Genomic DNA, 23,542 nt, shown 5'->3' on the forward strand with positions numbered 1-23,542 from the left:
GCCGCCGGCGGTGCTTACAGCCCGAGATAGACGCGCAGCCGGTCCTCCAGCTGGGCGAGCTCGCTGCTGACAAGTAGCCCGCGTCGGCGCCGGAAACGTCCACGCGCGGCGGGCTGCAGGCCCGTGATGTCAGCGAAGGACTCGTCGTGACCGCCGAGGCCGGCGTCGGCGGTGAGTGTCACGTGGGTTGACGCCGGGCCGCGGGTGCCGGTGATCGGGATGACTGCGACGTGACCGAGCCGCGCGTTGAGCGGGTTGACGCTCAGCACCACCGCGGGGTGCTCGCCGAACGCCGGAAACCGCACATCCCAGATCTCGCCCCGCAGGGGCTCAGGCGTGGTCACGGGCTCCGGGCACGTGAGCAGCGGGTCCGGAGCCGGACGAGCCATGGGCGTCCGTGACATCGGCAGAACCGGCATCCACCGCGTCGGGCGGCGCGGGCAGGACCCCGATCGGAAGCGGTGGCGTCTCGTCGCCGTAGAACTCGCGCACGTCGTTCGCCATTCGCTGTTCGGCGGCGCTGGCGTGCAGCATCGCGAGTGCCGCCCTGACGATGTCGGTGCGGCCGCGCAGGCCCAGGACGTCCGCGTCGGCGTGCAGCTCAGCGGCGAAATCGTGACCGATGCGCGCTTGCCATACCTCGGTCGTCCCATTGGTCGTGGTCATCTACATACAGTCTGTCGTACAGTCTGCGTTGTCAATGATGATCACGACGACGCCGCTCCATTCGCCCGGCCCCGCGCGAGAATCACGCACACCCCCACCAGGAGCCCGAGGAGCAGCGCGTTGCGGAGTACCAGCACCGCCGTGACGACGGCGCTCCCGGTCAGCAGGGACATGTAGGCGAGCGGGAACACGATCTGCGTCAGCCCGGCGATCACCAGGACGAGCGCTCCGACGCCCGGCACGCTCGCGAGTGCGGACCGTGACCTCGAGCCGTCTCGCTCGAGGCCGTCGCCCAGCACGCCGTCGCCCGGCACGCCGTCGCCCGGCACGCCGTCGCCCAGCACGCCGTCGCGCATGACCCCGCCCGGCACACCCACCGCATCGCCGCGGGTCAGTGCGCTTCGGACCGCGAGCGCGACGGCGACCGGCGGGCCGAGCCAGCCGATGAACTGCGGCGAGCCCACCTTGTTCACCACGATCAGCACCAGGGCGATGGCGAGCGGCCCCCACACGAGCACGTCCAGCGGCCGGGACCGCGCGCGCCAGAGCAGCAGGGCGACCCCGCCCAGGGCGAGCGGGAGCAGCACGTCCAGCAACCGCGCGGCGCCGAGGGTGCCGGGCCCGATCGCCTCCCAGGTGCTGAGCTTCTTGTTGAGCACGATCGCGACGTCGTCGCGCACCAGCGAGGCCACCGCCCACGGGCTCGCGGTGACGGACTCGATCTGGAGCCCGCGGGCGCCCTGCGCGAACAGGAAGCTTGCGACGTTCCGCCGGCCCCCGCCCGCCACCACCGCGGCCACGACCCACAGGCTCACCAGGGCGCCGGGTAGGACGACGTCGCGCAGGGGGCGGCGCGCGATCATCACCAGCGGGAGCAGCAGGGCGCCCGGGGCGACCTTGATCCAGGCGCCGACGGTCAGCAGGGTCACGGCAAGCTGCGGGCGACGCGCCGCGAGGAGGAGCGCGACGATCACCACCGGCGCGACGATCGCATCGATCCGGCCCATCGCGACCGGGCCGAGCAGCAGGAGGAACGCGAGCCACCACCACGCGGCGCCGGTGCCGCCGCGGCGCACCAGCGCCCAGACCGCGACGGCGTCGAGCGCGGTCACCAGCGCGCACCAGGTGAACATGTACGCCGTCGTCGAGTCCGTGCCGACCAGGCCCGCGGGCACGAGCATCGGTACCAGCGCGCCGACGGGGTAGACCCACGGACTGCTGAGCACGGGCCAGAAGCCGTTGTGGGTACCGAGCGCGACCCAGTACCGGTAGAGGTCGACGTCGGAGAAGGCGTACGCGCGGAGCAGCACCACGCCGACGAACGCGAGCCAGCCGTGCACCGCGGCGAACGCGAGCCACAGCGCCGGGCGCGAGGCGGTCCACCGGGCCGCGAGGGGGGCTCCGGCCATCGACTGCGAAGCCACCTAGGCGATGCTTCTGACGTACACGACCAGCATGAACCCGGCTGCCGCCAGGACCACGAGCGCGATCGCGAGGTACCCGAGCCACAGCCCGGCGGACGCGAGCGTCGACCCGTCCGAACCGTTCTCGCGGGCCTGGGCCAGTGCGAGATGGCCCGTGATGATCGCGACGATCGACCCGACCAGGGGCAGCAGGATGAACCCGCACAGGCCGGCCACCAGCGAGATCAGGGCGAGCGTGTAGGTCCGGTGCACGGGCGGGGTCTTCGGCCGGTCCCAGTCCCCGTGGATCAGGCCGACCGGAGGGTCGACCATTGCCGGGTCGGTCATGGCTTGCCCCCATCCGCGCCGCGCGAAACGTGCTGGACAGAGCATGACACAGCGGACGCGAACGCACCCGGTACCCTGCCCCTGGTCGTTCCCGCACCGGGGCGGCCTCGCCCCGGTGCGCACTCGGCGCCCGAAAGACTTCCCGGGAGTATTCGCGATGAGCGGCATTGGATGGCGCCTGCACGGCGACGGACGGACGATCAGCGTCGGCGCGGTGGTCGGGCCCGACGAGCGGCTGAGCTGGCCACGCACCATCGGCATCGGCCTGCAGCACGTCGTCGCAATGTTCGGCGCGACGTTCCTGGTCCCGATCCTCACCGGGTTCTCGCCGGCCACGACCCTCTTCTTCTCCGCGATCGGCACGGTCACGTTCCTGCTGATCACGCGCAACAGGCTGCCGAGCTACCTCGGTTCGAGCTTCGCGTTCATCGCGCCGATCAGCGCGGCGATGGCCTCCGGCGGCGAGTCGGTCGCGCTCGGCGGGGTGCTGCTGACCGGGGTGCTCCTCGCCCTGGTCGGGCTGCTCGTGCACTTCGCCGGGGCGCACTGGATCGACATCGTGATGCCGCCGGTCGTGACCGGCACGATCGTGGCGCTGATCGGGCTCAACCTCGCTCCTACCGCGTGGACCAACGTCAAGGGCGCCCCGGTCACCGCCATGGTCACGCTGTTCGCGATCATCATGGTCAGCGTGCTGTTCCGCGGGATGCTCGGCCGGCTCGCGATCCTGGTCGGCGTGCTCGTCGGGTACGCCGTCGCGATGCTGCGCGGAGAGGTCGACTTCACCACCGTGACGGCGGCCGCCTGGGTCGGCCTGCCCACCTTCGTCACGCCGACGTTCGACGTCAACGTGCTGGGGTTGTTCCTGCCCGTCGTGTTCGTGCTGATCGCGGAGAACGTCGGGCACGTGAAGTCGGTCGCGGCGATGACCGGCAAGAACCTCGACCCGGTCCTCGGCCGCGCGCTGTTCGCCGACGGCGTCGCGACGACGCTCGCCGGGCTCGGCGGCGGGTCGGGCACAACGACGTACGCCGAGAACATCGGGGTGATGGCCGCGACCCGGGTGTACTCGACCGCCGCGTACTGGGTCGCGGCCGCCGGGGCGCTCGTGCTGAGCATGTCGCCGAAGTTCGGCGCGCTGGTCGCGACCATCCCGGGTGGCGTCCTCGGCGGGGCGACCACGATGCTCTACGGCATGATCGGCGTGCTCGGGGCGCGGATCTGGGTGCAGGCCAAGGTCGACTTCTCCGACCCGGTGAACCTCACGACGGCGGCCGTCGCCCTGGTCGTCGGGATCGCGAACTTCACGTTCGCGGCCGGCAGCCTGACCTTCGGCGGGATCGCGCTGGGAACGGCCGCCGCGATCGGGATCTACCACCTCATGCGCGCCACGTCCCGGTGGCGCGGCACCAGCCAGGAGCTCACCACCCCGCCCTCCGCCCCGGCCCTCTAGCCCGCCGGAAGTCCCGCCCCGGGTGCCGAACTCGGAGGTTCGCGCCGAACTCGCACCGTGCAGCGTCCGAGTTCGAGGCAGACCTCCGAGTTCGGCTGCGTGGTGTCAGCCCTTGGGGGCCGCTTTTGCTGTGAGGGGCGGGGCTACTTTGGCTTGGGAGAGGGGCACGCAGTTCTTGGGGCCCTTCAGCGGCGCGGTCGCGTCGAGCTTGACGGCCTTGGGGTCGACCAGGGCCTGGTAGCTCGTGCCCACCGTGAGGACGACGCCGGAGTCCTTGCGCGTGTCGAGCGCGAGCCGTGCGCCGTCGATGTGGGCGGCGAGGGTGTAGGCCGCGCCGATCCCGGTGGGCCCGAAGCCGATCCGGGCGACCCCGCCGGTGGTGACCGCCGAGTTCCCGGCCCGCAGGATCGTGAATCCGCGGCTCGAGAGGGCGATCGCCGCGTCGGTGGCGAGGCCTGCGCGGTCCGTCCCGTTCAGGACGGTCACCCTGACCTTCTCGTATGCGACGGGGAGCATGCCGGCCGGCGGGCACGGCGGTGGCGGGGTCGCCGGACCTTGATCGGGTTGGGCCGTGGTGAAGTCGCGCGCGAGCGGGGACGGCATCGCACCGGTGAAGATCGCGACGGAGATGAGCGCCGCCACGGCGAGGCCGGCCACGAGAAAGCCGAACACGACGGCTTGCCGTTCGTGCCGATGTCTTCGCCGCAACACCCGTGCGCGATCTGTCCCCTGCGGTGCACTCACCGTTCGAACCTAGCTGATAAGGCCGCGCGAGCAGGGCCGTGTCAGAGCGCGATTCAGCTGAGAACGAGGACGCGGGCGTGCAGCACCGTTCGCTGGCGCAGGGCGGCCCGGACCGCCCGGTGCAGCCCGTCCTCGAGGTACATCACGCCGCGGTACTGCACGACGTGCGCGAAGAGATCGCCGAAGAACGTCGAGTCGTCCGCCAGCAGGCTGTCCAGGTGCAGGGTCTTCTTCGTCGTCACCAGCTCATCGAGCCGGACCTGGCGTGGGGGGACCTCGGCCCACTGCTTGGTGTTGACGAGTCCATGGTCGGGATAGGGGCGTGCATCGCCGACGGCCTTGAAGATCACCCGGTCATTCTAGGTTGCGTGATCGCACGGCCTAGACGAACGACAGCCCGGTGGACGCAAAAGCCGACCCAAAGCCGACGTCGGCCGGGCATGAGTTCGCCGCTCCCACGCGAGTTCGTCGATCGCGAAACCGGCGAACTCGCGTGGGAACGGCGAACTGGCGCCCGTACGGACCTACGCCTCGATGACCACCGGGATGATGACCGGGGTGCGGCGGCTGGTGCGCTGGAACCAGCGGCTGACGGCGCGGTCGATCAGGCGCTCCAGCTCGCTGAAGTCACGCACGTTGTCGATCGCGGCCTTGGCGAGCGCGTCCTTGATGATCGGGACGAGCGCGTCGAACGAACCGGTGTCGTGCACGAAGCCGCGGGTGAGGAAGTCCGGGTCCTCGCTGAGCTTGCCGGAGTCCGGGTCGATCAGCGTGACGATCGTGACGACGCCGTCCTCGGCGAGCGCGCGGCGGTCGCTGAGGGACTCCTCGGTGACCGTGCCGACCGTCATGCCGTCGACGTAGACCAGGCCCGCGGGCACCTTGCCGGTGACGGAGATCTTGCCGTCGACCATGTCGAGAACGGTGCCGTCCTCCGCGATCACGGTGTTCTCGGGCGGGACGCCGGTCTGGATGGCGAGGTCCGCGTTGGCCTTCAGGTGGCGCCACTCACCGTGCACCGGCATGACGTTGCGCGGCTTGATGAGGTTGTAGCAGTAGACGAGCTCGCCCGCGCTCGCGTGGCCCGAGACGTGCACCTTGGCGTTGCCCTTGTGCACGACGTTCGCGCCCAGGCGGGTCAGCCCGTTGATGACGCGGTAGATGGCGTTCTCGTTGCCGGGGATCAGCGAGCTCGCGAGCAGGACGGTGTCGCCGTCGCCGATGCGGATCACGTGGTCGCCGTTGGCCATCCGGGACAGCGCCGCCATGGGCTCGCCCTGCGACCCGGTGGCCACGAGGGTGACCTTCTTGTCGGGCATGCCCTCGAGCGCCTTGAAGTCCACGACCAGGCCGCGCGGCACCTTGAGGTAGCCGAGGTCGCGCGCGATGCCCATGTTGCGGACCATCGAGCGGCCGACGAACGCGACCTTGCGGCCGTGGTCGTGCGCGGAGTCGAGGACCTGCTGGATGCGGTGCACGTGGCTCGCGAAGCTCGAGACGATGATCCGGCGCGGGGCGGTGCGGAACACGGTGTCGATCGCGGGGGCGAGATCCTGCTCGGAGGTGGTGAACCCGGGGACCTCGGCGTTGGTGGAGTCGGCCATGAACAGGTCGACGCCCTCCTCGCCGAGCCGGGCGAAGCCGCGCAGGTCGGTGATGCGCTTGTCGAGCGGGAACTGGTCCATCTTGAAGTCGCCGGTGTGCAGGACGGTGCCTGCCTTGGTCCGGATCGCGACGGCGAGGCCGTCGGGGATCGAGTGGTTCACGGCGATGAACTCGGTGTCGAACGGGCCGAACTTGCGGCGGTCGCCCTCCTTGACCTGGACGGTCTTCGGGCGGATCTTGTGCTCCTTGAGCTTCGCCTCGATGAACGCAAGGGTCAGCTCGGAGCCGACGACGGGGATGTCCGCGCGCTCCTTGAGCAGGTACGGGACGCCGCCGATGTGGTCCTCGTGGCCGTGCGTGAGGACGATCGCGTCGATCTTGTCCAGGCGGTCCCGGATCCAGGTGAAGTCGGGGAGGATCACGTCGACGCCCGGCTGGTGCTCCTCGGGGAACAGCACCCCGCAGTCCACGATCAGCAGTCGGCCCAGGTGCTCGAAGACGGTCATGTTCCGACCGATCTCACCGAGCCCGCCGAGGGCTACGACGCGAAGGCCGCCCTTCGGTAGAGGCGGCGGCGTCTTCAGGTCGTTCTGGGCATGGCTCATGACCCCAGATTACTTGAGCATAGGCCTCCCGATTTTCACGCAGGCGTGCTACAGGGAGCGACCCGGTCGAGTGTGCGTTCGGTCACGACGTCGAGCGTGGCGGTGAACCCGGTGACGATGTCCTCGACGGGGGACGTGAGGTCGAGCGCGCGCCCGCGCTCGTCCGGTTCGAGGGGCTCGAGCGTCTCGAGCTGGGAGGTGATCAGCGACGCGGGCATGAAGTGCCCGGGCCGCTCGGCGACGCGCTGGGTGAGCACGGCGGGGTCGCCGTCGAGGTGCAGGAACGCCACGTCGGGGGCTGCGGCGCGCAGCACGTCGCGGTAGCGCCGGCGCAGCGCCGAGCAGCCGACGACGGCGCCCGAGTTCTGGTGCTGGGCGAGCCAGGCGCCGATGGCGACGAGCCAGGGCGCGCGGTCGTCGTCGTCCAGGGGGTGGCCCGCGGCCATCTTGGCGACGCTCGCGGGGCTGTGGAACGCGTCCGCGTCGGCGTACTCGATGCCGAGGCGGTCGGCGAGGGCCTGGCCGACGGTGGTCTTGCCGGACCCGGCGACGCCCATCACGACGACGAGCGGGGGTCGTCGGTTCGTCGGTGCGTGGAACATGTGCTGATTCTCCTCGGCACTGAGGTCCCGTAAGGGGCTTGGGCCTGCGGTGGCCACCTCGCCACCTTGGTCCATTGGTGTGATGAAAGCAAGCCCGGGGAGCTCTAGGTATGACCTACGGCTGATCGGGGTGGGTCACGGCGCGAGCGGGATCCGCAGGCTCGTGGTCCCGCTCAGGTCGAGCCAGGCGGCGTCGGGAGCCCGCACGATGCGCAGCACGACCTCGCCGCACCCCGCGCACCGCGCGACGAGCCCCGGCGCGTGGCGGTAGACCCGAAGCTCGGCGACCTGGCCGAGCCGGCCGCAGCTCACGCACCGGCTGATCGCCGCGGTCACGTCGACGGAGAAGATCTCCCCGAGCGCACCCGCGAGGGCGTTGCCGTCCTCGAAGCCGTCAATACCGTCGAGCGCGTCGTGCCCGTTCGCGTCGCCGTCCGGATAGCTCTGGGACATGTCAGCCTCCACTTGGACCAAACCTCTCGGTCTTGACCCGGCGCGGCTCGTGGCCGAGCCCGACCAGCAGGTCGGCGACCGCCTCGACGAAGCCGGTCGGCCCGCAGACGAAGCACTCCGGGGGGAACACCGGCGGCCAGACCCCGTTGCGCAGGTCCTCGGCGGTCAGCCGGCCCGGTGGCCGCGCGAAGCCGTCCGGCGCGGAGCGCGTGTAGAGGTACCGCACGTCGAGCCCGCCGTCGCCGGGCTGCGGCGCGCCCAGGTCGTCGAGGTAGTACACCTCGTCCGGGGTGCGGACCGAGTAGACCAGGCGGAACGGGACCCGGCTGCGGGCCGCGCGGCGGGCCCGGACCATGGCCATCAGCGGGACGATCCCGGCGCCGCCGGCGACCAGCAGTACCGGGGCCTCGTCGGTCGGTCGCCAGACGAACCAGCCGCCCGCCGGCCCGCGGATCTCGATCGCGTCGCCGATCGCGAACCCCTCGGTGAGGTACGGCGAGACCTCGCCGTCGGGCACCCGCTGCACGGTCAGCTCGACCCGGTCGCCGGCCGCCGGTGCGGCCAGCGAGTAGCTGCGCACGGCCTGGTAGCCGTCGTCGGCCGTCAGGCGCAGGTCGACGTGCTGGCCGGCGAGGTGCCCGGGCCAGTCGGGCACCTCCAGGACCAGGGTCGTGGCGGTGGGGGTCTCGGCGTGGTGGGCGACCAACCGGGCGGCGTGCCAGGTCAGCCGGCCACCTAGTCGCCCTGGTACCGCTGCTCGCGCCATGGATCACCGAAATCGTGGTAGCCGGCGCGCTCCCAGAACCCCTGCTTGTCGTCCGCCAGCAGCTGGATCCCGCGCACCCACTTGGCGGACTTCCAGAGGTACAGGTGGGGGACGAGCAGGCGCGCCGGGCCGCCGTGCTCGGGTGCGAGCGGGCTGCCCTCGAACTCGTGCGCGATCCAGGCCTTGCCGCCGCGCAGGTCCGCGAGCGGCAGGTTGGTTGTGTAGCCGCCGTAGGCGTGCACCAGCGCGAAGTTCGCGGTCGTCTCGACGTCGGCGAGCAGGGTGTCCAGGGACACCCCGCGCCAGGAGGTGCCGAGCTTCGACCAGCGGGTCACGCAGTGCAGGTCGACCGTCGGGCTCTCGGCGGGCAGCGCGATGAGCTGGTCCCAGGACCATCGGTGGCTCTGGCCCGACTCGCCGGTGATCACGAACTCCCAGGTGTCCAGCGGTATCCGGGGCGTCGGGCCGGCGGTGAGCACCGGGAAGTCCTCGGTCAGGTACTGACCCGGCGGCAGCGCGACGTCGGACGTCGTGGCCTTGCGCCGGAAGCCCGGGGTGAACAGTCCCATCGCCAACCCCTCGCTCTCGCGCCGGTGCGAAGACGTGCTGCGAACGGATCGCCCGGGGAGGCGCGGCTCCGGTCTCGACGCTAGCGCCCGACGTTGTTCCTTCGGAAGCCCCCCGCCGGGCAGAATCCCGGGCTCACGTGTCGTTCGCCGGCACGTCCTGCGGGCGGGGAGACGCCTCCTGCCAGACGAACCACTTGCGCGCGATCTCGTCGACCACATCGATGTCGTGATGATGGGCGAGCAGGAGGATCTGACTCAGCACGTCGGCGACCTCGGCGCGGAAGCTCGCATCGATCTCCGCGCGGCTCAGGCCCTTCTTCCGCGCCTGCCCCTGGCGCATCAGGTGCGCCTGCGTGAGCTCACCGACCTCCTCCTGAAGCTTGAGGATCTGCCAGTCGGCGTCCCGCGTGATGCCGAAGCGCGAGGCGTAGATCTGGGAGATGTGCTCGACCCGAGCGGTCAGTTCGCGGATGTCCATGGTGCACACCCTCCCAGGGGGCTCGCATACCCCCGAGTGGCGAGTTCGCGGGCCAGCACCATCCGCCGGTGCGGAGCATGTGACTGGTGGGACAGAAATCGACTCGGATGACCCTGTACGGCGGCGAGCCGAGCAACTCCTGTACCACGCTCCGCACCGACGGCTCGCCACCCCGCTGTGCGAGACGGATTCGGAGGCACCGGGCAATCTGGGGCGCCGGCTGAGGGCTCGGGAAGGGCCTCGCGGTGTGGAGAGCCGCGCGTGGGACTGGAGTGACAGGAGTGAATGGTTGAGATGTCACATGCGTAACTTGAGCACCATCAGTCACTCGCGCGGCTCTCCACACCTCGGCCGCCCCGTCAACGGGTGCTGCGGGCAGCCAAGTGCTCTCGCTGAGCTGGAACTGACCCCGGCCGGGCAGCTGACACCCGGCAGGGCAGGTGAGCCCCGGCCGGGCAGGGATCTCGCCGGTGCGGAGCATGTGACCGGTGGGGCAGGAGTTGATCGAATCACCCGTCCGGCGGGTCATCTCGGTCACTTGCGCACCGTGCTCCGCACGGACGGATCCCGACGCGTCCCGCAACCTCCCGGCGGACCGCCGAACTCGGGTGAGATCAGCGAACTCGCGGGGCCTCGGGGGCGCGGGACGGCGGGGTGGTGGCCAGGACGGTGCAGGCGGCGACGACCGCCGCGACCGCCAGCAGGGCGGGCAGGGCCCAGCCGGGGCGGATGGCGTCGTTCAGGACGACGACGCCGATCACGCCCGGGACGAGGACCTCCATGGCCCACAGCACCGCCGTCGCGGGGCCGACCGCGCCGCGTTCGAGCGAGCGGGCGTACCCGATCGCGCCGAGGACGCCGAAGCCGACCACCGCCCAGGCGAGCGGTTCGGTCGCGAGCGCGCGCCAGCCGCCGTTCGGCAGGGCGCGCGCGCACAGCGCCGCCCCGGAGAACGCGATGCCGGACGCCGTGGCCAGCGGCAGGGAGCCGCCGCGGCGGTACAGGGCGACCGTCACCAGCCCGGTGAGCAGCAGTGCGCCGAGCGCTGCGACGGTGAATCCGGCCGGTGCGAGTCGGGCGGACTGGTCCCCGGCGGCCCCGGCGACCGTCGCGAGCGCCACGCCGACGACGGCGACCGCCCACGCGTCGCGCCGGCGCAGCCGCGCGCCCAGGAAGAACCGGGCCAGCAGCACGGTCACGCCGAGCGAGCCGGCGAGCAGGGACTGGACGACGAACAGCGGGAGGTGACGCACGGCCACCAGCGACGCGAGCCAAGCCACGCCGTCGAGCGCCAGGCCCGCGACGTAGGCGGGGTGGCGCAGCACGGCCGGTCCGCTCGCCCGGGCGGCACCCGTGGCCTGGAGCACCGAGGCGATCCCGTACCCGAGCATGCCGACCAGCGCGGCCAGCAGGGCGAGGGTCACTCGGCGTTCCGGCCGAGGAACCTGCCCAGCACCGGGAGCTCGGTGATCCCCTCGGCGTCGGCCAGCACGAGCCCCTGGCCGGCGACGTTGTCGATGCTGCCCAGCATGACGTAGCGCGGCACCCAGCGCGGCTGGTACTTCGCGTTGAACCGCAGCAGCGACTCGATCTGGGCGCGGCCGGCGGTCCGGCTGGAGGTGGTGCGGCCGGCACGGGCGAGCCAGCCGGTGGCCTCGCCGTCCACGACGCTTCGCATCACGGCGAAGTTCAGGTCGAGCCCGCCGCCGGTCTCGGCGGCGACGTGCTTGATCGTCTCGATCACGAGGAAGTCCATGATGCCGTTCGGCAGCGCGGCGTCGACGTTGCGCCGCATCACGTCCAGGGACCAGCCGTCGAGGTCGCGGGCGGGGACCCACTGCACGAAGCCCTGCGGGCAGCCGGTCGCGTCGCGCGTGACGCTGAGCAGCAGGCCGGTGTCCTCCGGGTCGAACAGGCGCGAGAGGGTCATGGAGAACCCGCGCTCGGTGTCGCCGCGCCGGCCGAGGGCGGCGAGCTCCAGCAGCTGCTGGGCCAGGGTGGGGTCGAGCGTCGCGGGGTCGTGGAAGCTCACCGTGAAACCGGCGCGCTGGAGCCGGTTGTAGGCCTGCCGCAGGCCCCGCATCGCGCGTCCCTCGAGGCTGAACGCCGTGGAGTCGACCACGGCCTCGTCGCCGAGGTACACCGCGCGCAGGCCGCAGGGCTCGTAGATGGGCAGCCAGTCGGCGGCGGCGCCGAGCACGGTGACCGACCACCCGGACTCCTCGGCGTAGGCCATGAAGCTGGACCAGACGTCCTCGCGCTCCCCGACCGGCCCGATCGGGTCGGGGGAGACCAAGCAGACGCCGCCGCGGACGGCGTGGGCCACGACGCTGTTGAGCGTGAAGAACCACTGCTTGTCGTCGCGCAGCGCGAAGTAGTCCAGGGTCCCGCCGCCGTACCGGGCGATCAGCGCGCGGGCGCGCTCGCGCTCGGCGTGGTGGGCGGCGCCGGTCAGCGGCGCGGGTCCGCGTGGTGAGAACAGCACCCACAGGGTGCTCGCGATCAGCCCGAGGCTGAGCGCGATGAGCACGGAGGTGCCGAACCGGCCGCCGAAGTTCAGCGGCAGGATGTAGTCCGCGCCGAGGTGTTCGGCGATGGTGTGGGGCGGCACGTCCGGCGGTGGCCGGTGGGCGCGGCCCACGGTGGCGGACAGGGCGATCGCGACGACGAGCGTCGCCAGTCCGCCGCCGATCCCCAGCGTCAGGGCGCGGCGCGCGGATGCCCGGGTCGCCCACACCGGGAACGCGTCCCGGTGGGTGGCGAGGTAGGTGGCGCCCACCGAGGCGAGCACCGCCTCCTCGACGTCGATGCCCTTCACGACGTGCAGCACCATGGAGATGGCCAGCAGCACGATCGCCGCGAACCAGGCGAGGTGATGCCCGCGGCGCAGCCCGCGCGCGGTGAGCAGCAGCGCGAAGCTCACGAACACCAGGGTGACCGCGGCGGTGTGCGGGACGAGGAAGGGGACGACCTGGAGCAGGTCGTCCAGGCGTCCGCGCAGCGGCCGGGAGGCGGCGGACAGCAGACCGATGATCCCGAGGGCGGCGACCCCGTACGCGGCGACCTTGCGGGAACGGTCGCGTCGGTACCAGAGGTCACGCACCGGGCTGCTCACCCCTCCATCCTGCCCGTACGGGGCGGTGCTTCGGGACGCCTTCGGTCCAACTACGGTGTTGGGCACCCGACAAGTGAAGAGGTTCTGACATGACGGCCAGCTACACGATCGCCGTGATCCCCGGCGACGGGATCGGCAAGGAAGTCGTCCCCGAGGGCGTGCGCGTGCTGCGCGCGGCCGCCGCGGCCTTCGACTTCACGCTGGACCTGGTGGAGTTCGACTTCGCGAGCGCCGACTACTACCTCCGGCACGGCGAGATGCTGCCCGCGGAATGGTTCGAGCAGCTGCGGACCTTCGACGCGATCTTCTTCGGGGCGGTCGGGTGGCCCGACGTCGTGCCGGATCACGTGTCGTTATGGGGGAGCCTGCTGCTGTTCCGGCGGCACTTCGACCAATACGTCAACCTGCGGCCGGTACGGCTGCTCCCCGGCGTGCCGAGCCCGCTCGCCGGCCGCCTGCCGGGCGACGTCGACTTCTTCGTGGTCCGGGAGAACACCGAGGGCGAGTACTCGGCCATCGGCGGCAAGATCTTCGAGGGCACCGACCGCGAGACGGTCATCCAGGAGACCGTGATGACCCGGATCGGCGTCGACCGGATCCTGCGGTACGCGTTCGAGCTCGCGCAGAGCCGGCCGGGCAATCACCTCACGTCGGCGACGAAGAGCAACGGGATCTCCATCTCGATGCCGTACTGGGACGAGCGCGTGCGGGTGATGGCGGCCGAGTTCCCGGACGTGCGGGTGGACAAGTTCCACATCGACATCCTGGCGGCGAACTTCGTGCTGCACCCGGACTGGTTCGACGTCGTGGTGGCCAGCAACCTGTTCGGCGACATCCTGTCCGACCTCGGTCCCGCGTGTACCGGGACGATCGGGGTCGCGCCCAGCGCCAACATCAATCCCGCGCGCGACTTCCCGAGCCTGTTCGAGCCGGTGCACGGCTCCGCGCCGGACATCGCCGGGCGGGGGATCGCGAACCCGGTCGGGCAGATCTGGTGCGCGTCGATGATGCTCGAGCACCTGGGGCAGCCGGCGGCCGCCGCGGCTGTGCTGGCCGCGATCGAAGCGGTGCTGGCCCGCGGTGGGGATGCGCTGACGCCGGACATGGGCGGCGCCGGGACGACGTCGTCCCTGGGTGCGGCCGTGGCGGCGGAGCTGACCCGGGTCGGGGTGCTGGGGCCGGTGCACTGACGCCGGTCGGCGTCGGACCGGTGCGGGAGGTCTCAGTGCGGCGCTCTGTGCATCGAACGTGCACCCCTGGCGCACTTTGGCTGCACAGAGCGCTGCACTGAGCCCCGATTTGGGAGCGGAATAGGCGGACGTGCCGCGCGGACGCGCCTATCGACCGATTCTCCTCAGTGCGGGACGAACTGCCGCGCAGGACCCCGCCGACTCGCTCGGCGGGCTCGAATTCGCCGGTCCGACGTCGAGTTCGTCGGTTTCGATCGGCGAACTCGACAGAAAATGGCGAAATCGACACCGACGGAGAATGCGACCCGAGAAGGTGAGCTCGCGTGGAGATCGGCAAGCTGGCGACGGTCGGCGTCGGTCAGGCCCAGAGGTCTCTATGCGGCGCACTGTGTATCGAGCGTGCACCCCTGGCGCACTTTGGCTGCACCGAGCGCTGCACCGAGCGCTGCACCGAGGCGGATTGCGACCGTGCGTTGCCGACCTCGAGTTGTCAGATCGAGCGCGGACCAGGGACCGCGCTCGGTCTGACTCGCAGGGTCCCTACGGGTCGCAGAGTTGTCAGATCCAGGGCGAGCCAGGGACCGCGTTGGATCTGACAAGTCGGGTGGGGCCGGGGGGTCAGGTGAGCTGGCGGGGGTCGGCGGGGACGTCTACGGCGTGGGCCCTGAGGAGCTCCAGGGGGACCACCTCGATCGCCTTCTCGTTCGTCGACGCCAGGACGACCAGGGCCCCGGAGCCGGCCTCGGCGGACTCGCGCCAGCGCGCGGCCACCACGCACCACCGGTCCCCCGGCACGAGGCCGGGGAACCGGTACTCCGGACGCGGGGTCACCAGGTCGTTGCCCACCAGCTGCTGGTGGGCGAGGAACTCGGCCGTCACGACGGCGCAGACCGTATGGCTGCCCTCGTCCTCCGGTCCGGTGACGCAGCACCCGTCGCGATAGAAGCCGGTGAGCGGGTCGGTTCCACACGGCTCCAGCTCACCGCCGAGCACATTCCGGTCGTCACCCATGCCCACATGCTGGCACTTCGCGGCGGCCGGTGGGTGACGGCAGGCCCGGCGCGCCTCTCACCGGAAGACCGGGGAGCGGCGCGCCGGGCCTGCCGTCACGGCACCCGCCGCTGCTGGGCGGACTGCTGGGCGGCCTGCGCTACTGGGCGGCCTTCACGAAACGGTCGGTGTACGTCTTGCTGACGTCGATCGTCTTCCCCTTGACGGCCGAGTTGAAGTCACCCAGCACCTTGAGGTTGGTCGGCGGCCCGTTCGGCGGCATGATCCCGGTCGGGTTGTAGATCCCCTTCTCGCTGTCGAGGGCCTTGATGTAGGCGGCCTTGCCGACGCCCGCGTAGTAGTCGGCCGGCAGCTTCGCGGTGATCTCGGCGGCCGAGTGGGTGTGGATGAACGCGAGCGTCTTCACGTACGCGTTGACCAGCTTCTGGACGGTCTTCGGGTTCTTGTTGACGTAGTCGGTCATCATGTACAACGACGAGGCGGGATATTCGCCGCCGAGGTATTTCTTCGTCGAAGCGGCTGTGCGCATGTCGAGCATGATGTACGCGTCACCGGTGGCGAGCAGCTGGGAGACGGTCGGCTCCGTGGTCATCGCGCAGTCGACGTTCTTGTGGGTCATCGCACCGATCAGCGTGGGGCCGGACTGGACGCCGATGCGGTGCGTGGTCGTCGGGTCGACGCCGTTGCGCTGGGCGAGGGCCTGGGTCAGGAAGTCCGTCGAGGACCCCTTGTCGGTGATGCCGAGGTTCAGTCCCTTCCAGTCGGCCGGCGACTTGACCTTCCCCTTGAGGTCGTTGCGGCACAGCTCGACCTCGCCCGGCGTGACGAGCATCGACACGACCGACTCGGCCGACTGGCCGAGACCCTGCAGCGCGATCGTGTGGTCGTAGAAGCCGCCGACGCCGTCGACCTTGCCGGCCAGCATGTTGGTCGTCGCGTCGATCCCGGCGGGTTCGTCGCTCAGGGCGACGTTGAGGCCCTGCTCCTTGTAGTAGCCGAGGCGATCGGCGAGCGCGAACGGCAGGTAGATCTGCTTGCTCAGGCCGCCGACCATGATGGAGACCTTGTCCCCGGAGGCGTCGCCGACCTGTTGTTTCGTGGATGAGCTGCTGGTGGCCGTGGAGGCGCAGCCGGTCAGCGCCAGTGCGGCGGCGACCCCGATCACCATGAGCGGGCGGAGCTTGGACACAGAGGTCTCCTTCAGTAAGGGGTTTGGCTGTCTCAAGAGGTTGGTGGTGCTGCAATGGACTGCGTGGCGCCGGGGCGCCCGGACGACTAGAGGTCGGGGCCGGAGAGCTGCGGGGGGCGCCACCGCAGGAGGCGGTTCTCCAGCCGCGTGAGCAGCCATTCGGCCGCCAGGGCGACGATGCCCATGATGACCATGGCCGCCCAGACACCGTTCGCGTTGAACGTGCCCTGGGACTCCTTGATCAGCTGTCCGAGGCCCTGCGACGCGCCGAGGAACTCACCCACGATCGCCCCGATGAGCGCGAAACCAAAGCTGACGTGCAGGCTCGCGACGATCCAGGTGAACGCCGAGGGCAGCACCACGTGCCAGGTCACCTGCCAGCGGGAACCGCCCAGGATGGTGGCATTGGCAATGAGGTTGCGGTCCACCTCGCGCACGCCCTGGAATGCGTTGAAGAACACCCCGAAGAACACCAGCACGATCACCAGCAGGATCTTCGACTCCATGCCCAGGCCGAACGCCAGGATGAAGACCGAGCCCAGCACGATGCGCGGGATGGAGTTCAGCACCTTGATGTAGGGGCTGAACACCTCCGCGAGGAACCGGATGCGTCCCAGCGCGATCCCGCAGACGATGCCGAGCGTGGTGCCGATGAGGAAACCGATGAAGGCCTCCTCGAGGGTGATCTTGATCTGGTCGCCCAGGGAACCCAGCGAGGTGCCCTGCGTGATCCAGGTCTGCAGCTGGGCGACGATCCCCGACGGTTCCCCGAACAGGATGGCCTTGCGCGAGTCGCCCCCGACGTAGAGCTGCCAGGTCCCGAGCAGCACGACCAGGACGGTGATCTGCGCGGCGCGGACCAGCTGCCGGCGTTTGCGGACGGACGCGCGGTAGGCCTGCTGGTTCGTCGACGCCGCGGTCTTCTCCCCGGTGCGGTTCAAGCCCCGTGTCGTGGTCGCGGTCGCGGTCATCACGAGGCCTCCTTCTGGCCGGCGCCGGTCGTCTGGGCGTAGGCCGTGTCGACCTCGGAGCGCAGGGAGTCCCAGATCTGGTGGTAGAGCTCGACGAAGCGGGGTTCGAACCGGATCTCCTGCACCACGCGCGGCCTGGGCAGGTCGATCTGGAACGTCTCCTTGACCGTCCCGCCCGGGCCCGCGGTGAGCACGACGACCTTGTCCGCCAGCGCGATCGCCTCCTCGAGGTCGTGGGTGACGAAGATGACCGCGGGGCGGGTCAGGTCCCACAGCTGGAGGAGCTCGTTGGACATGATCGCCCGCGTCTGCACGTCGAGGGCGCTGAACGGCTCGTCCATCAGCAGGATCCGCGGCTCGTTGATGAGGCTCTGCGCGAGCGCGACGCGCTTGCGCATGCCGCCCGACAGCTGGTGCGGGAAGCGGTCCTCGAAGCCGGCCAGCCCGACCCGGCGGATCCAGTCGCGCGCCGCAACGTCGGCCTTCGCCTTGGGGGTCCCGCGGAACCGGGGGCCGATGGCGACGTTGTCGAGCACCGACTTCCACGGCAGGACGGCGTCGGTCTGGAACATGAACCCGACGCCGGGCGTGATGCCGGACACCGGCTGCCCGTGCACCGAGACCGATCCGAGCGAAGGGCGCTCCAGGCCGGAGACCAGCGTGAGGGTGGTCGACTTCCCGCAGCCGGTGGGGCCGACGACGGCGCAGAACTCGCCGGGTGCGACCTGCAGGTCCAGGTCCTTCAACGCGGTGTAGACCGAGCCGCTCGGGGTCGTGAAGCGCTTGGTGACCCCGCGCAGATCGATGGCGGCATCGGCGCCGCCCGACGGCGCAGGGTGGTGCAGGGACGGTGACATCGTTGTCGCTCCTTCTGTTGCCAGGAGCCGTAAACGTAGGAGCCATCGCTCCCGCTGCCCAGCCTTCTGCGCCTTTGGGGAGTTACCCGCATTAGTTCGACTTCTGCGCATTCTGCGCACGCGGCATTTCGGGCATCCGGGCGTTCGACCGGTAGGGATGAGGCAGACTCGGGGGGTTCTCAAAGGAGGGACCCGTGCGCCGACCCAGGCCGATGTCCGCGGTGATCGCCAGGTACATGCTCGCGATCCTGGTTGTGACGATGCTGCTCGGGCTCGCCCTGTACTCGCAGGTCACGCGGCGCATCCTGGACCAGCACGCCGAGCAGAAGTCGCTCGTGCTCGCCGAGAGCGTGGCCGCCAACAGCTCCGTGCGAGCGGCGATGGCGGCCGGTGACGGTGACCACGCCGTGCGCGGGATCGCCGAGTCGATCCGGGCGGCGACCGGCGCCTCGTACGTCGTCGTGATCGATCGTGCCGGCCGGCGACACTCGCACCCCACCGAGGCCCTCATCGGGGAGCCCATCGACGAACCGGTCGTCGCGCTGGACGGCCGCAACCACGTCCAGGTCGACCACGGCATCCTCGGGCCCTCGGCCAACGCCAAGGCTCCGCTGCGCGGCCCGGACGGTGCCCTGATCGGTGAGGTGTCGGTGGGCTTCACCGAACGGGACGTCTCGCGCGCGCTGTGGGCCGAGCTCCCGGTCCTGGTCCTGTACACCGGTGCCGCGCTGCTGGTCGGAATCCTGGCGTCCCTGGTGCTGGCGCGTCGCCTCAAGCGCAGGACGTTCGGGCTCGAGCTGCACGACCTGGCGTCCCTCCTGCAGGAGCGTGAAGCCATGCTGTACGGCATCCGCGAGGGAGTGATCGCCTTCGACAGTGCCGGGCGGCTGACCATGGCCAACGAGGAGGCGCGCCGACTGCTCGTGCTTCGCCGGACCGCGATCGGCGACCCGGTCGAGGAGCTCGTGCCGCCGGGCCGCCTGCGGGACCTGCTCAGCGGCGACCTCGGGGGTCAGGACCAGATCGTCCTGACGGACACCCATCTGCTGGTGGTCAACCGCATGCCGGTGCGGGTGGCCGGACGGGACGTCGGCGCCGTGGTGACGCTGCGGGACCGCACCGAGCTCGAGGCGCTGCTGCGCGAGCTGGACAGCGTCAACGGTCTGACCGACGCCCTGCGGGCCCAGCAGCACGAGTTCTCCAACCGGCTGCACGTACTGTCGGTGCTGGTCAGCCTCGGGGAGTCCGAGGAGGCCATGGAGTACCTCAGCGAGATCTCCGCGACCAGCGCCGGGCCGGCCGAGGACCTGCGCTCGCGCATCGCCCCGACGGCTCTCGCCGCGCTGCTGCTCGCCAAGATCACCATCGCCGTCGAGCGTGGCATCCTGCTGGAGGTGACCGACGACTCGCGACTCGATCACCCGGGACCGGGCCCGCAGGCGCTGCTCACCGTGGTGGGCAACCTCATCGACAACGCCATGGACGCCGTCGCCGAGTCGGCACCCCCGCGCACGATCAGCGTCCACCTCGCGTACGACGACGTCGCCCGGAACATCCTGGTCCGCGTCACCGACAGCGGCCCGGGCGTGCCGCCGCAGCTGTCCGAGCAGGTCTTCCAGGACGGCTACACCACCAAGGCGCCGCGCGCCGGCGTCCAGCGGGGGCTGGGCCTGGCTCTGGTGCACCGGCTGGTCAACCAGCTCGGGGGGCACATCGAGGTGAGCTCCGGGTCGGGCGGCGCAACCTTCACCGCCACGCTGCCGTCGCCGACCGACGCCGACGCCGGCCCGGTCGTCTCGGGGGGCCTGCGATGATCAGGACCCTCGTGGTCGATGACGACTACCGCGTGGCGAAGGTGCATGCCGACTCCGTCGGCCGGGTCGAGGGTTTCGTCTCCGTCGGGCAGGCGCACTCGTGCGAGGAGGCCCGCACGATGGTCCAGGCCCTACAGCCCGACCTGCTGCTGCTCGACCTCTACCTGCCGGACGGGCATGGGCTCGACCTGCTGCGCTCGCTGGGCGAGCTCACGCTGGACCCGCGACCCGACTTCATCGTGATCACCGCGGCCCGCGACATCGCGAGCGTGCGCAGCGCGATGCAGCTCGGCGCGATGTACTACCTGGTCAAGCCGTTCGGCTTCGGCCAACTCCGGGAGCAGCTGGTTGCCTACCGCCAGCTCCACGACGGCCTCGGTGAGCACGCCGTCGCGAACCAGCAGACGGTCGACGCGCTGTACGGCCTGCTCCGCGGCCCAGTGGCCCGGATCGCGGACTCGCGCCGGATGCCACCGACCATGGCGGGCGTCCTCGACATCGTCCGCGCGGCGGACCCCGACGTGTCCGCCGCCGACGTGGCGGAGCGCGTCGGGGTCAGCCGGGCGACGGCCCAGCGGTACCTGGCCGACATGCTCCGCCGCGGCCTCGTCGAGCTGGTGCTCAACTACGGGAGCAAGGGGCGCCCCGAGCACCGGTACCGGGTCAAACGCCCGGCCTGACGAGCCGGTTTTGGGAAGGAAGTGCGCGGCAGGCGCACCAATCCTTCCGATTCCTGGGGCCTTGATGCGCGTCGAGCAGCACGCGCTGGGAGGTGCTGCCCAGGATGAGCTTCCCGACGGGCGTCCGGTGCCGCAGCCCGACGACGATCAGGCTCGCGCCGGTCTCCTGCGCGGCGGTCAGGATCTCCTCGGCCGCGTCGCGCCCGCGGACCTGCCGGCGCAGCTCGTACTCGACGCCCGAGGCCTCGAGCACGATGCGGGCGTCCACCAGGTGGTGATCCTGCGCGAACCGCTCGTCGACGGCCGCGTCCCCTCGCGATCGTCGACGACGACTTCATGGTCGCAAAGCTGCACGGCAGCTTCGTCGCACGGATCCCGGGCTTCGAGGTCGTCGGCGCCGTGCACAGCGGCAAGGACGCGATCCGCGCGTGCCGGGACCTGTTGCCCGACCTGGTGCTGCTCGACGTGTACCTGCCCGACATGACCGGGCTCGAGGTCCTCGCGCGGCTGCGGCGCGACGCCCCGCAGGTCGACGTGCTGGTGATCACGGCGGCGCGCGAGGCCGACACCGTGCGCCAGGAGCTGCGCAGCGGCGTCGTGCACTACCTGATCAAACCGTTCACGTTCGACGACCTGCGCGAGAGGCTGGACCACTACGCGGGCGCGCACCGGGGCCTCGACGGCAGGTCCGAGGCCGACCAGGCAGGCGTCGACCGCATCTTCGGGATGGTCCCTGTCGGCCGCCGAGTGCGCGCAGATCGTCGGCGTCTCGCGGGTCAGCGCGCGGCGGTATCTCGAGTTCTTCGTCTCCGATCGCCGGGCCGACGTCGAGCTCCGGTACGGCCGCCTCGCACGCGAGTGCGCGATTTTGGCTGCTCAATTCACGTTTTCAACAGCCAAAATCGCGCACTCGCGTGACCGGTGGGGGTTTGGGGGGCGTTTAGGGTTCGGGGCATGCCTTTGACTGATCTGAGCATTGACGCTCTGCGTGAGTACCGGCCGGAGGTCGGCGAGCCGGCCGACTTTGACGAGTTCTGGACCCGGACGCTCGCGGCGGCCCGCGGCGCTGGCGTCGAGCCCCGATTCGAGCGGGTCAAGGGCCCGCTCACCTCGGTCGATGTGTACGACGTGACGTTCTCGGGGTTCGGCGGCGACCCGATCCGGGGCTGGCTCACCTGCCCGAAGGATCGCCCGGGTCCGCTGCCCACGGTCGTGGAGTTCCTCGGGTACGGCGGCGGCCGCGGACTTCCTGAGGAGCACCTGCAGTGGTCCGCCGCCGGGTACGTCCACCTGCTGGTGGACGCGCGCGGTCAGGGCAGCGCGTGGGGTCACGGCGGCGACACCCCCGATCCGGTCGGCTCGGACCCGGCGACCCCGGGCTACATGACCCGAGGGATCCTCGACCCCGAGGCCTACTACTACCGACGCGTGTACACCGACGCGGTTCGCGCGGTCGACGCCGTGCGGACCCTGCCGTTCGTTGATCCGGCTCGGGTGTCGGTCACCGGTGCCAGCCAGGGTGGCGGGATCGCGCTCGCGGTCTCCGGACTGGTGCCCGACCTGTGCGCCGTGATGCCCGACGTCCCGTACCTGTGCCACTTCCGTCGCGCGGTCGACGTCGCGAGTGAGGCACCGTTCACGGAGGTCACCCGGTACCTCGCCGTGCACCGCGACGTCGAGGACCGGGTGTTCACGACGCTGAGCTACTTCGACGGCGTGAACTTCGCGAAGCGCGCGAACGCGCCGGCCATGTTCTCGGTCGCCCTGATGGACGACATCGTGCCGCCATCGACCGTGTTCGCCGCGTACAACGCCTACGCGGGCGAGTCCGACCTCGAGGTCTACCCGTTCAACGGCCACGAGGGTGGCCAGCTGCACCAGTGGCGCAAGCAGGTTGCGTGGCTGCCGGGGCGGTAGTGCAGGGCGGGCTCGGCTATGAATGGCTCTGCTCGTCGCGGCCGCGCAGGTGGTCGATCTCGCGGCGCTCGCGCTTGGTGGGCCGGCCGGCGCCGCGGTCGCGCTGCGCGATGAGCGCAACGTGCTCGCGCGGTACCGGGGGAGGCGTGCGGTCGACGAGGCACTCCGCCGCGACCGTCGCGCCCACTCGCTTCTCGATGATCTTGGCGACGTCGACGATGCGCTCGAGCCCGTCGACCCGGAGGCGGATCTCGTCGCCGACCTTCACCATCGTGGCCGGCTTGGCGCGATCCCCGTTGATGCGCACGTGGCCCGCGCGACACGCGGCCGCGGCCTGCGCACGGGTGCGGGTCATGCGCACGACCCACACCCACCGGTCGACCCGCGTCGAGGTGGGTCCGCTCGGAATGCCCGCGCCGGCGATGCTCACGCGTCGAGCCTAAGCCTGGCGGATTCGGGCTAAGTTCCCTTCGGCGTCCCGCTCCACGACGGAAGGCAACCTTCGATGACGCACGCACCGGTCTTTTCGACCGCAGATCTCGTGGACGAGCACGAAGCGGTGATTGCCAGCTGCGACCTGCAGCTGCGCCAGTTCGGGGGCCTGCCTTCGTTCGCCGGGGTCGTCCGCACGGTGCGCTGTCGAGAAGACAACGCGCTCGTGAAACGGATCCTCGCGGAGCCGGGCGCCGGGTGCGTGCTCGTCGTCGATGGCGACGGGTCGCTGCACAGCGCGCTGATGGGCGACCTGATCGCGGCCTCGGCAGTCGCGAACGGGTGGGCCGGCGTGGTCATCAACGGGGTGGTCCGCGACGTCGCGACGCTCCGCACGCTCCCGCTCGGCATCAAGGCGCTCGGCTCCAATCCGCGCAAGAGCGCGAAGGCAGGAAGGGGAGAGGTCGATGGCGTCGTGAGCTTCGGCGGGGTCGACTTCACGCCCGGACAACGGCTGTGGAGCGACGACGACGGGATCGTGGTCCTCAGCGCGGACTAGCCCGGCGGTCCACCTGGCCGAAGCCGCGACGGGCGGACCTGCACACATCTGCTTACCTTCCATCCAGTGTGCTCACAGCGACCTCCCGGGTTGGCGACCTTGGATCGTTGTACCG

Annotated in this window: 27 protein-coding genes; 7 read left to right on the plus strand and 20 right to left on the minus strand. The window is 70.8% G+C overall.

Annotated features, from left to right (window positions below; genetic code table 11):
• Window positions 1-14: 14 nt before the first annotated feature.
• Genes VIM26_RS14955 through VIM26_RS14970 form a run of 4 tightly spaced genes read right to left on the minus strand, consistent with a single transcriptional unit; the run spans window position 15 to window position 2,417 of the window.
• Window positions 15-344, minus strand: coding sequence for a type II toxin-antitoxin system PemK/MazF family toxin (locus VIM26_RS14955; RefSeq protein ID WP_331952550.1), 330 nt, complete (start codon window positions 342-344; stop codon window positions 15-17).
• A complete protein-coding gene (locus VIM26_RS14960; protein ID WP_331952552.1) occupies window positions 331-666 on the minus strand; it encodes a hypothetical protein in 336 nt (111 codons plus the stop codon). The genes VIM26_RS14955 and VIM26_RS14960 overlap by 14 nt, the downstream gene beginning before the upstream one ends.
• 41 nt (window positions 667-707) lie before the next feature.
• Entirely contained in the window at window positions 708-2,075 is a 1,368-nt protein-coding gene (locus VIM26_RS14965; protein ID WP_331952554.1) for a hypothetical protein, read from the minus strand.
• Window positions 2,076-2,090: 15 nt separating this feature from the next.
• Window positions 2,091-2,417 (minus strand): DUF4190 domain-containing protein, encoded by a 327-nt coding sequence (locus VIM26_RS14970; RefSeq protein ID WP_331952556.1) that lies wholly within the window; start codon window positions 2,415-2,417, stop codon window positions 2,091-2,093.
• A 157-nt stretch (window positions 2,418-2,574) separates the two neighbouring features.
• Here VIM26_RS14970 and VIM26_RS14975 point away from each other — a divergent pair, with 157 nt between their 5' ends.
• A complete protein-coding gene (locus VIM26_RS14975) occupies window positions 2,575-3,870 on the plus strand; it encodes a uracil-xanthine permease family protein (RefSeq protein ID WP_331952558.1) in 1,296 nt (431 codons plus the stop codon).
• A gap of 105 nt (window positions 3,871-3,975) precedes the next feature.
• Here VIM26_RS14975 and VIM26_RS14980 read toward each other — a convergent pair whose 3' ends face one another.
• The 10 genes from VIM26_RS14980 to VIM26_RS15025 all read right to left on the minus strand — a co-directional run bounded on the left by VIM26_RS14980 (window position 3,976) and on the right by VIM26_RS15025 (window position 12,807).
• Window positions 3,976-4,542, minus strand: coding sequence for a LytR C-terminal domain-containing protein (locus VIM26_RS14980; protein ID WP_331952560.1), 567 nt, complete (start codon window positions 4,540-4,542; stop codon window positions 3,976-3,978).
• Window positions 4,543-4,667: 125 nt separating this feature from the next.
• Window positions 4,668-4,964: a type II toxin-antitoxin system VapB family antitoxin gene (locus VIM26_RS14985; RefSeq protein WP_331952562.1), complete on the minus strand. Its 297-nt coding sequence runs from the start codon at window positions 4,962-4,964 to the stop codon at window positions 4,668-4,670.
• A gap of 174 nt (window positions 4,965-5,138) precedes the next feature.
• On the minus strand, window positions 5,139-6,824 hold the full coding sequence (locus VIM26_RS14990; protein ID WP_331952564.1) for a ribonuclease J: 1,686 nt from the start codon (window positions 6,822-6,824) through the stop codon (window positions 5,139-5,141).
• A gap of 35 nt (window positions 6,825-6,859) precedes the next feature.
• The gene (locus VIM26_RS14995) at window positions 6,860-7,426 is read right to left on the minus strand and encodes a gluconokinase (protein WP_331952566.1); all 567 of its coding nucleotides are present in this window, start codon (window positions 7,424-7,426) and stop codon (window positions 6,860-6,862) included.
• A 135-nt stretch (window positions 7,427-7,561) separates the two neighbouring features.
• Window positions 7,562-7,879 carry a DUF6510 family protein gene (locus VIM26_RS15000; RefSeq protein WP_331952568.1) on the minus strand — a complete coding sequence of 106 codons (318 nt, stop codon included), beginning with the start codon at window positions 7,877-7,879 and terminating at the stop codon, window positions 7,562-7,564.
• 1 nt (window position 7,880) lies between these two features.
• Window positions 7,881-8,645, minus strand: a complete 765-nt coding sequence (locus VIM26_RS15005; RefSeq protein WP_331952570.1) for a ferredoxin reductase — start codon at window positions 8,643-8,645, stop codon at window positions 7,881-7,883.
• On the minus strand, window positions 8,615-9,214 hold the full coding sequence (locus VIM26_RS15010; protein WP_331952572.1) for a sulfite oxidase-like oxidoreductase: 600 nt from the start codon (window positions 9,212-9,214) through the stop codon (window positions 8,615-8,617). Before VIM26_RS15010 ends, VIM26_RS15005 begins: the two co-directional genes overlap by 31 nt.
• A gap of 133 nt (window positions 9,215-9,347) precedes the next feature.
• Window positions 9,348-9,692, minus strand: coding sequence for a pyrophosphatase (locus VIM26_RS15015; protein WP_331952573.1), 345 nt, complete (start codon window positions 9,690-9,692; stop codon window positions 9,348-9,350).
• A gap of 614 nt (window positions 9,693-10,306) precedes the next feature.
• Window positions 10,307-11,116, minus strand: coding sequence for a hypothetical protein (locus VIM26_RS15020; RefSeq protein WP_331952575.1), 810 nt, complete (start codon window positions 11,114-11,116; stop codon window positions 10,307-10,309).
• Window positions 11,113-12,807 carry a bifunctional lysylphosphatidylglycerol flippase/synthetase MprF gene (locus tag VIM26_RS15025; protein WP_331952577.1) on the minus strand — a complete coding sequence of 565 codons (1,695 nt, stop codon included), beginning with the start codon at window positions 12,805-12,807 and terminating at the stop codon, window positions 11,113-11,115. Before VIM26_RS15025 ends, VIM26_RS15020 begins: the two co-directional genes overlap by 4 nt.
• Window positions 12,808-12,896: 89 nt before the next feature.
• Between VIM26_RS15025 and VIM26_RS15030 the strand changes: the two genes are divergently transcribed.
• Window positions 12,897-13,997 carry a tartrate dehydrogenase gene (locus VIM26_RS15030; RefSeq protein WP_331952579.1) on the plus strand — a complete coding sequence of 367 codons (1,101 nt, stop codon included), beginning with the start codon at window positions 12,897-12,899 and terminating at the stop codon, window positions 13,995-13,997.
• A 618-nt stretch (window positions 13,998-14,615) separates the two neighbouring features.
• Here the strand turns inward: VIM26_RS15030 and VIM26_RS15035 are convergent.
• The 4 genes from VIM26_RS15035 to VIM26_RS15050 all read right to left on the minus strand — a co-directional run bounded on the left by VIM26_RS15035 (window position 14,616) and on the right by VIM26_RS15050 (window position 18,025).
• Window positions 14,616-15,008: a DUF2237 domain-containing protein gene (locus VIM26_RS15035; RefSeq protein ID WP_331952581.1), complete on the minus strand. Its 393-nt coding sequence runs from the start codon at window positions 15,006-15,008 to the stop codon at window positions 14,616-14,618.
• A 139-nt stretch (window positions 15,009-15,147) separates the two neighbouring features.
• A complete protein-coding gene (locus VIM26_RS15040; RefSeq protein ID WP_331952583.1) occupies window positions 15,148-16,197 on the minus strand; it encodes an ABC transporter substrate-binding protein in 1,050 nt (349 codons plus the stop codon).
• An 86-nt stretch (window positions 16,198-16,283) separates the two neighbouring features.
• Window positions 16,284-17,168: an ABC transporter permease gene (locus tag VIM26_RS15045; protein ID WP_331952585.1), complete on the minus strand. Its 885-nt coding sequence runs from the start codon at window positions 17,166-17,168 to the stop codon at window positions 16,284-16,286.
• A complete protein-coding gene (locus VIM26_RS15050; RefSeq protein ID WP_331952587.1) occupies window positions 17,168-18,025 on the minus strand; it encodes an ABC transporter ATP-binding protein in 858 nt (285 codons plus the stop codon). Before VIM26_RS15050 ends, VIM26_RS15045 begins: the two co-directional genes overlap by 1 nt.
• Window positions 18,026-18,219: 194 nt before the next feature.
• Between VIM26_RS15050 and VIM26_RS15055 the strand changes: the two genes are divergently transcribed.
• Complete coding sequence (locus VIM26_RS15055; protein WP_331952589.1) at window positions 18,220-19,839, plus strand: sensor histidine kinase; 1,620 nt, start codon at window positions 18,220-18,222, stop codon at window positions 19,837-19,839.
• Window positions 19,836-20,519 carry a response regulator gene (locus tag VIM26_RS15060; RefSeq protein ID WP_331952591.1) on the plus strand — a complete coding sequence of 228 codons (684 nt, stop codon included), beginning with the start codon at window positions 19,836-19,838 and terminating at the stop codon, window positions 20,517-20,519. The genes VIM26_RS15055 and VIM26_RS15060 overlap by 4 nt, the downstream gene beginning before the upstream one ends.
• Here the strand turns inward: VIM26_RS15060 and VIM26_RS15065 are convergent.
• Entirely contained in the window at window positions 20,503-20,787 is a 285-nt protein-coding gene (locus tag VIM26_RS15065) for a universal stress protein (protein WP_331952593.1), read from the minus strand. The genes VIM26_RS15060 and VIM26_RS15065 overlap by 17 nt on opposite strands.
• 68 nt (window positions 20,788-20,855) lie before the next feature.
• On the opposite strand from VIM26_RS15065, the gene VIM26_RS15070 reads away from it, so the two are divergent.
• Together VIM26_RS15070 and VIM26_RS15075 are read left to right on the plus strand one after the other, a co-directional pair.
• On the plus strand, window positions 20,856-21,437 hold the full coding sequence (locus tag VIM26_RS15070; RefSeq protein ID WP_331952595.1) for a response regulator: 582 nt from the start codon (window positions 20,856-20,858) through the stop codon (window positions 21,435-21,437).
• A gap of 36 nt (window positions 21,438-21,473) precedes the next feature.
• Window positions 21,474-22,436, plus strand: a complete 963-nt coding sequence (locus tag VIM26_RS15075) for an acetylxylan esterase (RefSeq protein ID WP_331952597.1) — start codon at window positions 21,474-21,476, stop codon at window positions 22,434-22,436.
• Between the two features lie 16 nt (window positions 22,437-22,452).
• Here the strand turns inward: VIM26_RS15075 and VIM26_RS15080 are convergent, their stop codons facing one another.
• A complete protein-coding gene (locus VIM26_RS15080) occupies window positions 22,453-22,866 on the minus strand; it encodes an RNA-binding S4 domain-containing protein (RefSeq protein WP_331952599.1) in 414 nt (137 codons plus the stop codon).
• 75 nt (window positions 22,867-22,941) lie between these two features.
• Here VIM26_RS15080 and rraA point away from each other — a divergent pair, with 75 nt between their 5' ends.
• Window positions 22,942-23,427 (plus strand): ribonuclease E activity regulator RraA, encoded by a 486-nt coding sequence (rraA, locus tag VIM26_RS15085; RefSeq protein WP_331952601.1) that lies wholly within the window; start codon window positions 22,942-22,944, stop codon window positions 23,425-23,427.
• The last annotated feature ends 115 nt before the right edge of the window (window positions 23,428-23,542 follow it).

It is taken from the genome of Pengzhenrongella sp. (assembly GCF_036565025.1).
Lineage (GTDB): Bacteria > Actinomycetota > Actinomycetes > Actinomycetales > Cellulomonadaceae > Pengzhenrongella.